Origin of the sequence: Geminicoccus sp. (assembly GCF_036263595.1) — a bacterium.
Classification (GTDB): domain Bacteria; phylum Pseudomonadota; class Alphaproteobacteria; order Geminicoccales; family Geminicoccaceae; genus Geminicoccus.
In genome coordinates, this window is the sequence record NZ_DATAGQ010000223.1 from 13,116 (window position 1) to 25,299 (window position 12,184).

Consider the following 12,184-nt stretch of genomic DNA (forward strand, 5'->3'; position numbering starts at 1 on the left):
AGTTTCGGAGGATTGGGTGAGCGCTGATCGGACGTCCTATATCGACGGCATGCGCCGGCTGGCCGCCGGCGTGACCATCGTCACGACCGGCAGAGCGCCCGAGCGGTTCGGCCTGACAGCCACGGCCGTCACCTCCGTCTCTGCCGATCCACCTACCCTCCTGGCCTGCATCAATCGCGATTCCGACTCTTTCAAGCCGATCACCCGCAACGGTCGGTTCGCCGTCAACGTGCTCGGGACCATGCACCATGAGTTGGCGGAGCGCTTCGGTGGCCGGTTCGCCGAATCAGGCGAACCCAGGTTCATGGTAGGCGACTGGATGCAAGGCGGCCATGACGTGCCGATCCTGGTCGACGCCCCGGTCTGTTTCGAGTGCCAACTGGAGACGGTCCATGACGGCGCCAGCCATGGCATCATGGTCGGGCGTGTCCTGGCCGTCAGGACCATCGCCACGCCGCAGCCACTTCTCTGGTTTGAAGGCGGCTTTGCCGTGCCTGGCCGCCTTCACTCCGCGAGCTAGGTAGCCAGCGCCTCCCTCGTCGCCCGCAGGGCTGCCGAGCCGCCACCAGCCAGCAGCTCGATGTCCGAGGTCACCATCAGCACGCGCACGCCCTTTGCTTCCCACTCCTTGTTCTGGGACGCAGGGGTGTTCACGCCAAGGCAGAGCGGAATCCCATGTGCCGCGGCCTTGGCGACGATCGTCTCGTGCGCGGTCTTCACCGTCGGATGGCTGAGCTGGCGCAGAAGCCCCGCCGTGCCCGACAAGTCATTGGGACCTATCGCGACCGCATCGATCCCAGGAACGCTCAGGAACTCGTCCAGCACGTCGACCGTCTCGATGTGCTCGATCTGCGGCATCACGAAGATCGCATCGTTGGCCGCCGCCACATACGCGTCGATGTCACGGTAGTAGTTGGAGGCGCGCTTGGGCCCGAAGCCACGCGTACCGACTGGCGGATAGCGGCAGGCAGCCACTAGGTCCCGGCAATCCTGCACCGTCCGCACCATGGGTGCCAGAATACCCTCCACCCCCATGTCCAGCAGCTGCTTGATCCGGACGTGGTCGTTCCAGGCTACCCGCACGAGCGGGACGGTTTGGCTCCCGTTCAGTGCCATCATCATCGTCTGCAGCGCCTGCAGATCGAATGGCGAGTGCTCGGTATCGATCATCAGGTAGTCGAAGCCGACCTTGCCCATGATCTCCGTGACGCTGGGATCGGGAATGGTTACCCAGGCGCCGATGACCGTGCCGCCGTCCTTCAGCTTCTTCTTGAACGCCAGCGCACGGGCAAGGACGCCTTCGGGTGCTGCCGCCGCACCACCTTCCAGGCCAGACGACTCAGCCACGCATTTCCTCCTCGTGCTCGATCTTGTCCGGATCGAGATCCATGTTGACGCCAGGCGCATCCGGCAGCGCGATCATTCCGTTTACCGGCCAGAGCGGGTTCTTCAGGAAGAACATGTTCACCAGGTTCCACTTCCACAGATATTCCTGGTAGGGCGTGTGGATGGGTGACTGGGTCACCGAGAAGTGGATCCCGATCGGCGTGGAGTGGCCGTGCGGGATGGTGATCAGGTCATGGACGGTGGCATAGGCCGCGATCTTGAGCGTCTCGGACAGTCCACCGCACCAGTAGATGTCGGGCTGGATGATATCGAGCGCATCCTTCTCGATGAAGCGCTTGAAGCCCCAGCGGGTATACTCGTGCTCGGCGCCAGACAGCGGGATCTTCGTCTTCGCCTTGAGCTTGACGTGGCTGTCGATCCGGTCGGGCATGAAGCATTCTTCGATCCAGCGGGGCCGGTACTCCTCGATCCGGGAGCACAGGTCGACGGCATAGTCGAGGTTCATGCTCTGCCAGCAATCGAGCATGATGTCGTAGTCTTCACCCAGGGTCTCGCGCAGCGTCCGCACCAGCGCGACATTCGCCCTCATGCCCTCGTGGCCGCTCATCGGCCCGTGGCGGAAGAACCATTTCTGCGCCTTGAAGCCCTTCTCCTTGAACTCCAGCGCGCGGTCACGGACCATGCCCAGGTCCAGCACCGCATAGCCCAGCATGCTGCAGTACGCCGGCACCTCCTGGCGCGTCGGGCCACCCAGGATCCGCCAGATCGGCTGCTGGAACACCTTGCCCTTGAGATCCCAGAGCGCGCACTCGATCGCCGAGATCGCGATCATCGTGAAGCCTTGGCGGCCATGAACCTGCAGCCGGTGCATCTGGTCGAACAGCAACTCGATGGCCAGCGGGTCCTTGCCCACCACGATCGGTTGCAGCTGGGTCAGCGCCAGATGTGCGGCATCGGGCCAAATCGGTCCGGCCGTGCCGACGACACCATCATCCGTGTGTACCTCGAGGAAGTACTGGGTCATCCGGAACTTGTCGTTCGCGATCTGCTCGCCGCCTTCGGCCCAGGGATCGCGACGATAGTCCTCGTAGACGTCGATCGGGCGAACGAGGCGTTCCTCCCAGAACGTTCCGTCGACGGGCATCGTTCCGGTGACCTTGCGCACCTTCAGCCGGGTGATCTTCATGATTCCTTGTTTCCTCCCTCGCGACAGGTCAGACGGGACCGGATGCCGGCTCGTTCAGCGCTTCCAAGAACCCGCGATAAGCCAGATGGACGTGATGCCGGAGCTCCGACAGCGCCGCCTCGTCCCGTCCCGCCTCCAGGTGCTCGACGATCGCGCGGTGGTCGCGCTGCGAACCTTGGATCTTGCCAAGCGTCCGGATGAACTGGAACCGCAGCCGGCGAACGCGGCCGGCGATGCGGGAATAGGCATCGATCAGTTGCTCGTTGCCGCTCCACTGGATCATCTCCTCGTGGAACGCCGTATCAAACGGATGATAATCTTCGACCCTCTCGCCGAGCGCCGCCTCGGCCCGGTCGACGCTGGACCGGAGGGCTGCGCACAGGCCCGGCCGGTCACGCTGGCAGGCCAGTTGCAGTGCCCCCACTTCCAGAATGCCTCGTAGCTCGCAAGTCTGCTTCACATCCTCCAGCTCGAACGGCACCACGAAGGTGCCGCGCTGTGGACGCACGGCGAGCAGCCCCTCGGACTCCAGCTTGGCGAAGGCCTCGCGCACGGGCGTGCGACTCGTGCCGAGCTTCTCCGCGAGCGTGTTTTCCGAGATCTGTTCGCCTGCAGCCAGCCGGCCCGTGACGATGAGGTCGCGGATCTGATCCGTAACGAGGGTGGCGAGCGAGCGGGGCCGCACGATCCGCGACGGCATGATCACCTCCATGCCCCCTACCCCGCCGCCCGGTCAGCTCACTGCCGTGCGGGCGCCCCTGCCGGCAAACCAGTCCACGAGATTGCCGACCACGCAGTCCCCCATGGCGCCCATGGTCTCCTCGGTGCTGCTCGCGATGTGCGGGGTCAGCACGACGTTGGGCAGGTTGAGGAGCGGCTCCGGCACGCGCGGCTCGTCGTAGAAGACGTCCAGGCCGGCTGCGCCCAGCCTGCCGTGCACCAGCGCATCCACCAGAGCCTGCTCGTCGACCAGCCAGCCGCGCGCGATGTTGACGAAGATCCCGCGCGGCCCCAGTGCCTCGATCACCTCTTTTGGCACCAGCGGCGCACCACTTCCCTTGGGCCCGCCAGCAGCGCACAGGACGAGCAGATCGGAATTCTGCGCAAGTTCCACGGCACTCGGCCAAGCCTGATAGGGGGCATCCTGCCTGACCGGATCGAAGTAGCCGATGGTGGTCTTGAACGCGGCCAGCCGGTGGGCGACCTCCCGCCCGATGCGTCCAAGGCCGAGGACGCCGACGCGCATGCCGGTGAGCTTGCGGCCAAGCTCGAAACGGGCGCCACCTTGCCAAGCCCCCTCACGCACGAACCGGTCGCCCGCCGGGATTTTCCGGCAGGCCGCCAAGGCCAGCGCCACGGCAAGGTCTGCCACATCGTCGTAGAGGACTGGAGCGATCGTGACGGTGATGCCCCGCTCCCTGCACATCGGCAGGTCGGTCGTCTCCAGTCCGACGCCGTTGATGGCGCAGATCTCCAGGTTCGGCATCAGTTCGATCTGCGCGCGTGAAAGACCAGCCATGCCATGGCTCGCGACGCCTCGGATCCGAGGCCCGATCTCCCGCAGCATGGCAAGCGGATCGGCTGCCTCGTAGACACGATGCACTACGAACGCCTGTTCCAGCGCCTCCATGACCGGCGGCCGCTGTGCGCCGACCGCCGCGATTTCCACCCGGACGCTGCTGCCCGATGCGACGTCGCTCATCTCTGCTCCCAAGATCATCAGGTCATCAACCGCCGAACGACGTCGTTCCGGCTCGATATGTTCAGGCTCGGCGATAGATGCGTTCCGCCCGCCGCTGCGCCTCGGCAGCCGCCTCCTCCGGCGTCGCCTCGCCGGCGCACACGCTGGAATACATCTGCAGCACGATACCGTCGGCCCGCGCCGCCGAGGCCGCCGCGCCAGGGCTGCCCTTGTAGCTCTGCGGCAGCGCATTACGCATGACGTCGCGATAGGGCGTGTGCTTCGGATCGATGGTCCAGATCGGGTTCGCGTCATAGGCCGCAAGCGGATGGCACCAGTAGCCGATGCTGGCTTCCTGCCAGGGCACGTACTGCTCCTGCTCCATCATGAACCGAAGGTACTGGCGCGCCGCGTTCGGATACTGGGTGTGCTTGAACACGACCCCGTTGATGACGAGCGCACCCTGGGTCGGCTTGCCGACGGGGCCGATCGGGAAGTTGGCGTGGCCGATATCCTCGGCGATCGCCCTGACCGCCGGATCCTCGGAACTCTTGGCGGCGTAGTAGATCGAGATACCATTGGCGGTGAGGCCGATCTCGCCAGCGAGGAAGGCCTTGTTGTTCGACGGGTCCAACCAGGACAGCGTCCCTGGAATGAAGGTCTTGTAGAGTTCCGCGACGTACTTGAGCGATTCGACGGTCTTGGGGTTGTCGACCACCACGTTGTTATTCTCGTCGACCAGCGAACTGTCATAGCCCCAGAGCATCGTGTCGGTCCAACCGCCGTCACCAATCGCACCGAAGGCAAAGCCGGCTGGGTGACCGACCTTCGCCAGCCCCTGGCATACTGCGAGGAAGCCCGGGAAGTCCGAGGGGAACTCGTCGAAGCCCGCCTCCTTCACCCACGAGCGACGATACACCATGGTCGACCCGCTGCCGCCGATCGGAATGGCGATCCAGCTATTGTCCTTCTTGCCGTAGAAGGACGTGACAGGGAACCAGCCGCCGTACTTCTTGCCTAGGTACTCCGCCAGATCGTCGAGCGGGACCAGCTTGTCGGCGAAGAGTTGCGGGTCTTCCTGCCATGCCAGCACGACATCAGGTCCACTGCCGACATTGGCTGCGACCGCGGTTTTCGGCCGCAGATCCTCCCAGCTCTCGCTGTCGACCCGGACGTCGATGCCGTACTGCTCGCTGAACTTCCTCGTGTTCTCCAGCCAGAGCATCTCGTCGCCCGGCACGAACTTCGCGGGTCGCAGGACACGGAGCGATGCACCACTTTCAACCGGCCAATCAGGTGCCTGCACGTCGGCCACGGGAATGGCGGCAAGACCCGGCCGCGCCAACGCAGCGCCTGCCATCAGACCCAAGCCTGCGCGCACCACCGCGCGACGTGTCGAACCGCTCATAAGCGAGCCTCCCTTTTGGCCGCGATCTTTGTCGCAATGACTGCCATACTAGCATGGAAGATGCAGGGAGGCCACCCGTTAGAGCCGGCTGCAGACTACTGCCCGGTCCACTCACCTTGGCGCATGACCGGCACGGCTGCTCCGTCGGCTCGCAGCCCATCGATATCGATCTCGCCGGAACCGATCATCCAATCGATATGGATCAGGCTCTGGTTGCCGCCCTGCTCTGCCACTTGTTCGGGCGTCAGGTTTGCACCATCGACGAAGCACTTGGTGTAGCACTGGCCGAGCGCGATGTGGCAGGCGGCATTCTCGTCGAAGAGCGTGTTGTAGAACAGGAGCCCGCTTCGCGAGATCGGCGACGAGTTAGGCACGAGCGCCACCTCACCGAGACGGCCGGCCCCCTCGTCGGTGTCGAGCACTTTGTTGAGCACCTCCGCGCCGGAGCGGGCCTTGGCCTCGACGACTCTTCCCTCCTCGAAGCGGATCTCGATATCCTCGATCAGCGTGCCCTGGTGCGACAGCGGCTTGGTACTGCGCACGTGTCCGTCCACCCTACGGGCATGCGGCGTGGTGAAGACTTCCTCGCTTGGGATATTGGGATTGCACGTGATGCCGTTCTTTGCGGTCGAGGCACCGCCTTGCCAGAGATGCCCGTCCGCGAGGCCGACCATGAGGTCGGTGCAGGGGCCACGGAACCTGAGGGCCGCAAAGCGATGCTCGTTCAGCCAGGCCGTCCTTGCGTGCAGGCCCGCATTGTGAGCCCGCCAAGCGGCGACGGGGTCCGCTTCGTCGATGCGTGACGCCGCGAAGATCGCATCCGCGAGCTTCGACACTGCCACATCCTCCGGCAGGTCGGGGAAGACGGTCTTCGCCCAGGAGGGATTGGGATAGGAGACGATCGTCCAGTTGATGTCGAAGCCGACGATCCGCTCGAGTGCTGGCTTATAGGCGTTGGAATTGGCCCGATTGGCACGTGCGACCTTGGCCGGGTCCTGGCCGGCCAGCAGCAGCGGGTTGTCGCCTGCGATGGCCAGCCTCGCCGCTCCGCTGTCGAAGGCTTTGGCCATGCCTTCGTATAGCCAGCTGGCGGCCCGATCGAAGCTGGCGTCGGATGCATGGCGGTAGCGTGCCAAGGTGGTTTCTTCGTCAGCGAAGAAGGTCGTGACCAAGCCGGCGCCCGCCTTATAGGCATGCTCGGTGATGCGACGGACCAGCGGCAGGGCCGCGATCGGCGCCGTCATCACCAGGTCCTGTCCTTCTCGCAGCTGCAGGCCCACCCGGACCGCGACTTCACCCAGGCGATCGAGCCGGACAGGGTCGACCAAGGGGCGATCAGTCAGCTGGGACTCGGACATGAGGATCTCCGTTGGGTTCGGGCCCGTGGCTGCGCCCGACCCTACCGGCCACCTGCAGGGTCGGCCAGAGCCGGTTGCGCTGCCTTTGCCAGAAGCGAGGCGCGCAGATCGGTCAGATGCGACAGCTTGTCAGGATTCCGGATGATATAGATGGCCATAATCCGGCCATCCTCGATGTCGAGCGCGGTCGTTTGGATGATCCCATCCTGCTCCAGCGTCACGAAGCCGGGGGTGCCCGAGATCAACGCCAGCCGGCCGGATCGCGGGATAAGGTGGCGCTTGCGAGCGAGCCCCTCGAAGAAGCGGACGGCATTGCGCAACCCGCGAATGGGGTTGAGTGCCGCCGGGCGCTTGCCGCCACCGTCCGTGTAGACAATCACCTCTTCCGCCAGCAAGGCCTGCAGCGTGCCAACGTCTCCTTGCCGGGAGGCGGACATGAATGCTTTGAGCAGCTCACCGACCTTGGCGGGTGCCACGTCGAACCGCTGGCGAGCATCCTGGACATGGACCCGCGCCCGCACCGCTAGCTGCCGACAGGCCGCCTCGCTACGCTCCAGGACAGCGGCCAGCTCCTGGAAGCCCATTTCGAACACGTCATGCAGGATGAAGACGGCTCGCTCCAGAGGTGACAGCCGTTCTAGTGCCATCAGCATCGCCACGGACACCTCCTGTGCCGTCTCGAAAGCATCGGAGGGCAGGTCCTCCACAAGCGGCTCCGGCAGCCATGGACCTAAATAGGCCTCCCGCCGATGGCGGGCCGACCTGAGCTGGTCCAGACACAGCCGCGTCGTGACGCTGGTGAGAAAGGCAGCCGGGCTGGCCACCTCTGCCTGGTCCACGGCCTGCCACCGGAGATAAGTCTCCTGGATTATGTCCTCCGCCTCCGAGACCGTTCCCAGCATCCGGTAGGCCAGATGGAGCAGCCGGGAACGGTGCATCAGGAAGACCGATGTCGCTTGCTCATGCGACAAGCTCTGATCCTCAGGCAGCTCGCGCCTTCTTCAGATCATGGGGATGCACCGAACGGAACCCGATGGCAATGCGGTTCCAGGCGTTGATCGTCGTGATCTGCAGCGTGAGTTCGACCATCTCCTCTTCGCTGAACTGCGACCTGACCTCCTCGTAGACATGGTCCGGCGCATGTCCGCTGGTGATCAGGGTCAATGCCTCGGTCCAGGCCAGGGCGGCACGCTCCCTCGGGGTGTAGAGGTTGGACTCCCGCCAGGCATCGAGCAGGTACAGACGTTGCTCCGTCTCGCCGGCTGCACGAGCGGCGCTCGTGTGCATGTGGAGGCAGAACGCACACCCGTTCATCTGCGAGGCCCGCGTCTTTACCAGTTCCACCAGGGAATGCTCCAGTTTGCCCTGGCTCAGCTTCTTCGCGAGGTCGAGCATCGGCTGGATGATGTCAGGCGCGATCGTGTAGGGGTTCATACGGGGCTGCATCGGCTTGTCTCCTCTAGTTCATTTACCGAGAGCAAGACGAAGCAGCCTCCGCTTCCGTGACATGCCATCAGCAAGAAAGAGCGATCTGGCCTTCAGGCCGAGCGCTCCCGCTCCAGCAGCGCCAGCTTGCGCTGGGCGCCCCAGCGATAGCCGGACAGGTTGCCGTCATGGCGAACGACCCGATGGCAGGGCACGACGACCGCGAGATTATTCGCAGCACAGGCCATGGCCACGGCACGAACCGCCTTGGGCGCGCCGATCTTGGTGGCGATCTCCGTGTAGCTGGCAGTGGAGCCGGGCGGGATCTCGCTCAGCGCTCGCCACACCCGCTGCTGGAACGCGGTGCCGCGCACGTCCAGCGGGAGGTCGAGCCCGATTCGCGGTGCCTCGACGAACCGGATGATCCTCGCGACCCACTCCTCGAAGGCGGCATCGCCACCGCCCAGATCCGCCTTGGGGAAGCGATCCTGCAGGTCGCGGACCAGGGCATCAGGATCGTCGCCGAGCAGAATGGCGCAGACACCGCTCCCGCTGGCTGCAACCAGGATGGAGCCCAGCGTGCATTCCGCGACGGCAAAGCAGATCGCCGTGCCCGTGCCGCCCGCCCGGTAGTCGGTAGGCTTCATCCCGAGGACCTTCCTCGACTGTGCATAGAACCGGCCGTTCGAGTTGAAGCCGGCATCGTACAGGGCGTCGGTGATGCGTCCCTTGCCCTGGAGCTGTCGGCGCACCCGTTCCGCGCGGTGGGCATCGGCATAAGCCTTGGGTGTCAGTCCGGTCCTGGCCTTGAAGATGCGATGGAAGTGGAAGCGGCTCATGTTCGCCGCTCGCGCCAGTTCGTCCAGCTGCGGCATCTCTTCGGCCGTCTCGATCAGGCGGCATGCCTGCAGCACGGCGTCGGCCTGCCGCTTGGCCAGCGGCTCGCCGGACGGACGGCAACGACGACACGGCCGGAAGCCTGCCGCCTCCGCCTCCTGGCACGTGGCATGGAAGCTGACATTCACCCGGTTGGCGAGACGGGCGGCGCAGCTTGGACGGCAGTATACGCCGGTCGTTTGGACCGCGTAGAGGAACATCCCGTCGGCTGCCGGATTTCGCTGTGCCACGGCTTCCCATCGTTCGTCGTCCGTGCCGAACGATTTCACCGGCGCATGCAACGGGGTGGCTCCTGTGGTCGGAGGAGGCGGTGTCGGTCTGGTCGTCATCGCAACTGCACTCATCAGGGTAGCTCCACTCCGGTCGGACATCGAGACTATCGTTCCGACGCAGGCCAACCTGCCCCAGACGCGGCAAGCCCACACTCCGGTCATTGCTCTCGAATCCAACCCCTTCATTGCGGGGCCGGCAACCAGCAGCTAGTCCACGTTGGCAGCATGGTTCCACAGCCGCAGGGACGGGCGATGGCGCTTCCGCAGCGTTGCGATGTCCTGATCGTCGGTGCCGGGCCCACCGGCATGGCCCTCGCTGCCGAACTCGCCCGACGTGGCGTCCGGTCGGTCCTGATCGTCGACCGCCTGGTGCAAGGCGCCAACGAGTCGCGCGCAGGGGTCATCCATGCCCGGACGCTGGAGGTCCTGGAGCCGCTGGACGTCGTGCCGGATCTCATGGCGGAGGGCCTTCCGACTACGGCATTCCGCGCGCGCGACCGCGACCGGGTGCTTTTGTCGATGAACTTTGCTGCCCTCCCCAGCCGCTACCAGTTCATCCTGATGTGCCCCCAGGACCGCACTGAGCACGTGCTCCGTCGCAAGCTGACCGAGCTGGGCCAGAGCATCGTGCGGCCCTGCAATGTCCAGGAGCTGGCCGTTGCAAAGGATGGTGTGGACGCCAAGCTGGAGGTAAACGGCGCCATCCATGATGTCAGGGCAGCATGGGTCGTTGGGTGTGACGGCGGGCGGAGCATCGTGCGCCAGAGTGCGGGCATCGCGTTCGAGGGGGACAGCTACGAGCAGAGCTTCATCCTCGCCGATATCCACATGGACTGGCCGCTCGGGCCGACCGAGGGCAGCCTGTTCTTCTCGCCGGACGGCTTGGCCGTCATCGCGCCGTTTCGCGATGGCCGCTACCGCGTGGTGGCGACGGTGGACCAGGCGCCGGAGCAGCCCGGGGTAGAGCTGGTGCAGGCGATCTTGCAGGCACGAGGTCCGACCGCGCCAACGGCCATGGTCAGGGATGTTCTCTGGAGTTCGCGCTTCCGCATCCACCATCGGGTCGCAGCGACCTTCCGGCAAGATCGCGTGCTGATCTGCGGCGATGCCGCCCATGTCCACAGTCCGGCTGGCGGACAGGGCATGAACACCGGCATTCAGGACGCGGTCAGCCTGGGCGAGCCGCTCATGGCTGCGCTCTCGACGGGTGATCAAGCGGGGCTCGCCGCCTGGGCCATGACAAGGCGGGCGAACGCGCTGCGGCTGATCGCGATGACCGACCGCCTTACCCGCGTGGCCACCGCACGCTCACCCGCGGCACGTGCCCTGCGGAACGCAGCATTCCGGACGATCGACCGGCTCCAGCCGGTCAAGCAGAGGATCGCGATCGCACTGGCCCAGTTGGACCGGCGCTGACCACCAACGCGGAAGGGCCCCGCATCCATCGGATGCGGGGCCCTCCTCGCGAACATGCCGTCAAGCCGGTCAGACGGCCTGCTGGTTCACCTTGCTCTCGGCCATTGCCGTCAGCTTCTTGTCGGTGGCCTTCTCTTCGTCGAGGTTCTGCTGGAGGACGCTGGCGCAGTCCTGGCGGCCCAGCTGCTTGGCCCAGGCGATCAGGCTGCCGTAGCGGGTGATCTCGTAGTGCTCGACGGCCTGCGCCGCTGCCACCAGGGCCGCGTCAAGGACGGCCTTGTCGGCTACTTCGCCGGCGACCTCGTTGGCTTCCTTGATGATCCCGTCGATTGCCGGGCACGTCACGCCCTTGGCCTCGACGCCATGCATCTTGAAGACCTGCTCAAGACGCTGGACCTGACCCTGGGTCTCCTTCAGGTGCTGCTCGAAGCCACCCTTCAGTTCAGGATTTGTGGCCTGCGAAATCATCTTCGGCAGCGCCTTCGTGATCTGCTGCTCGGCATAATAGATATCGCGCAGCGTGTGCACGAACAGGTCATCCATCGACTTGATGTCGCTGCTGAACATACCCATGATTTCATCTCCATTTTGGCTCCCAGGGCCGAAGCCTCACTGGTGAGCGTGATGTTGCGCATTTCGCTTGCGGGTAGGCGCCGCCTTCCTGGCAGAGGCCGACCGCTCGGCGGGGGAGCGATGGGCAGAGGCCTATCCGCCCTTCTCGCCACCCTTGTGAGATGCCGGATGATCGGTCTTCTTGCCACGCCCGGATCCGGCCTGCTTGCCGCCGCCGTCATCCTTGTTGACCGTCGCCCAGGCCCGGCTTTCCGCTTCGTGCTCCGGCACGCCGCGATGCTCATAACCTTCAGCGATGTGTTCGGCCTTGCGCTTCTGCTTGTCCGTATACTTGGACTTGTCACCCTGTGGCATGGCGATCTCCGACATCCACGCCCTATCAACCCATCGGGGCAACGCGGGTTCCCCAGTGGCCGCCTGGAGTGAATAGGGCGTCGAATGTCTTTCAAGTCATTGAACATGGCCTCGTTCTCGGGTTCGTTCCTGCAAGATCACCTTCGATCGTCCAGTGGCGCGAGCAAGACAGCCCACATAGATCTCACCATAATCGCATAGTCCCTGCTTTTGGCCAATGCCCCAGCCTTTGCTGGCCATGCGTGGATCTCAGGCCCGGACTGGTTT

At 64.9% G+C, this 12,184-nt stretch carries 12 protein-coding genes and 1 pseudogene; 2 read left to right on the forward strand and 11 right to left on the reverse strand.

The features are described 5' to 3' along the window. Positions 1-16 precede the first annotated feature (16 nt). On the forward strand, positions 17-520 hold the full coding sequence (locus tag VHL31_RS24500; protein ID WP_329663873.1) for a flavin reductase family protein: 504 nt from the start codon (positions 17-19) through the stop codon (positions 518-520). On the opposite strand, the gene VHL31_RS24505 is transcribed toward VHL31_RS24500, so the two are convergent. From VHL31_RS24505 to ada, 9 genes are all read right to left on the reverse strand, one after another. Next, positions 517-1,347, reverse strand: a complete 831-nt coding sequence (locus VHL31_RS24505) for an HpcH/HpaI aldolase family protein (RefSeq protein ID WP_329663874.1) — start codon at positions 1,345-1,347, stop codon at positions 517-519. The genes VHL31_RS24500 and VHL31_RS24505 overlap by 4 nt on opposite strands. Further along, a complete protein-coding gene (locus VHL31_RS24510; RefSeq protein WP_329663875.1) occupies positions 1,340-2,533 on the reverse strand; it encodes an enolase C-terminal domain-like protein in 1,194 nt (397 codons plus the stop codon). The genes VHL31_RS24505 and VHL31_RS24510 overlap by 8 nt, the downstream gene beginning before the upstream one ends. Positions 2,534-2,561: 28 nt before the next feature. Further along, entirely contained in the window at positions 2,562-3,233 is a 672-nt protein-coding gene (locus VHL31_RS24515; protein ID WP_329663876.1) for a GntR family transcriptional regulator, read from the reverse strand. 33 nt (positions 3,234-3,266) lie between these two features. Beyond that, positions 3,267-4,235 (reverse strand): 2-hydroxyacid dehydrogenase, encoded by a 969-nt coding sequence (locus VHL31_RS24520; protein ID WP_329663877.1) that lies wholly within the window; start codon positions 4,233-4,235, stop codon positions 3,267-3,269. A gap of 61 nt (positions 4,236-4,296) precedes the next feature. Next, positions 4,297-5,622, reverse strand: coding sequence for an ABC transporter substrate-binding protein (locus VHL31_RS24525; RefSeq protein WP_329663878.1), 1,326 nt, complete (start codon positions 5,620-5,622; stop codon positions 4,297-4,299). Positions 5,623-5,717: 95 nt separating this feature from the next. Further along, positions 5,718-6,980, reverse strand: coding sequence for an aminopeptidase (locus VHL31_RS24530; protein WP_329663879.1), 1,263 nt, complete (start codon positions 6,978-6,980; stop codon positions 5,718-5,720). Between the two features lie 41 nt (positions 6,981-7,021). Continuing rightward, positions 7,022-7,918, reverse strand: a complete 897-nt coding sequence (locus VHL31_RS24535; RefSeq protein WP_414653822.1) for a sigma-70 family RNA polymerase sigma factor — start codon at positions 7,916-7,918, stop codon at positions 7,022-7,024. Positions 7,919-7,961: 43 nt separating this feature from the next. Further along, positions 7,962-8,426: a carboxymuconolactone decarboxylase family protein gene (locus VHL31_RS24540; RefSeq protein ID WP_329663881.1), complete on the reverse strand. Its 465-nt coding sequence runs from the start codon at positions 8,424-8,426 to the stop codon at positions 7,962-7,964. 92 nt (positions 8,427-8,518) lie between these two features. After that, positions 8,519-9,583 (reverse strand): bifunctional DNA-binding transcriptional regulator/O6-methylguanine-DNA methyltransferase Ada, encoded by a 1,065-nt coding sequence (ada, locus tag VHL31_RS24545; protein ID WP_329663882.1) that lies wholly within the window; start codon positions 9,581-9,583, stop codon positions 8,519-8,521. Between the two features lie 243 nt (positions 9,584-9,826). Between ada and VHL31_RS24550 the strand changes: the two genes are divergently transcribed. After that, positions 9,827-10,990, forward strand: coding sequence for an FAD-dependent oxidoreductase (locus VHL31_RS24550; protein WP_329663883.1), 1,164 nt, complete (start codon positions 9,827-9,829; stop codon positions 10,988-10,990). Positions 10,991-11,059: 69 nt separating this feature from the next. Here VHL31_RS24550 and VHL31_RS24555 read toward each other — a convergent pair whose 3' ends face one another. Both VHL31_RS24555 and VHL31_RS24560 read right to left on the reverse strand, forming a co-directional pair. Next, a complete protein-coding gene (locus VHL31_RS24555; RefSeq protein WP_329663884.1) occupies positions 11,060-11,563 on the reverse strand; it encodes a ferritin-like domain-containing protein in 504 nt (167 codons plus the stop codon). 36 nt (positions 11,564-11,599) lie between these two features. Further along, positions 11,600-11,917: pseudogene (locus VHL31_RS24560) on the reverse strand (plasmid stabilization protein). Between the last annotated feature and the right edge of the window lie 267 nt (positions 11,918-12,184).

Coding starts and splice junctions, on each gene's coding strand:
- VHL31_RS24515 (WP_329663876.1), bottom strand. CDS start 3,233: ATGCCGTCGCGGATCGTGCGGCCCCGCTCGCTCGCCACCCTCGTTACG.
- VHL31_RS24555 (WP_329663884.1), bottom strand. CDS start 11,563: ATGGGTATGTTCAGCAGCGACATCAAGTCGATGGATGACCTGTTCGTG.
- VHL31_RS24510 (WP_329663875.1), bottom strand. CDS start 2,533: ATGAAGATCACCCGGCTGAAGGTGCGCAAGGTCACCGGAACGATGCCC.
- VHL31_RS24525 (WP_329663878.1), bottom strand. CDS start 5,622: ATGAGCGGTTCGACACGTCGCGCGGTGGTGCGCGCAGGCTTGGGTCTG.
- VHL31_RS24550 (WP_329663883.1), top strand. CDS start 9,827: ATGGCGCTTCCGCAGCGTTGCGATGTCCTGATCGTCGGTGCCGGGCCC.
- VHL31_RS24535 (WP_414653822.1), bottom strand. CDS start 7,918: ATGCACCGTTCCCGGCTGCTCCATCTGGCCTACCGGATGCTGGGAACG.
- VHL31_RS24540 (WP_329663881.1), bottom strand. CDS start 8,426: ATGCAGCCCCGTATGAACCCCTACACGATCGCGCCTGACATCATCCAG.
- VHL31_RS24530 (WP_329663879.1), bottom strand. CDS start 6,980: ATGTCCGAGTCCCAGCTGACTGATCGCCCCTTGGTCGACCCTGTCCGG.
- VHL31_RS24520 (WP_329663877.1), bottom strand. CDS start 4,235: ATGAGCGACGTCGCATCGGGCAGCAGCGTCCGGGTGGAAATCGCGGCG.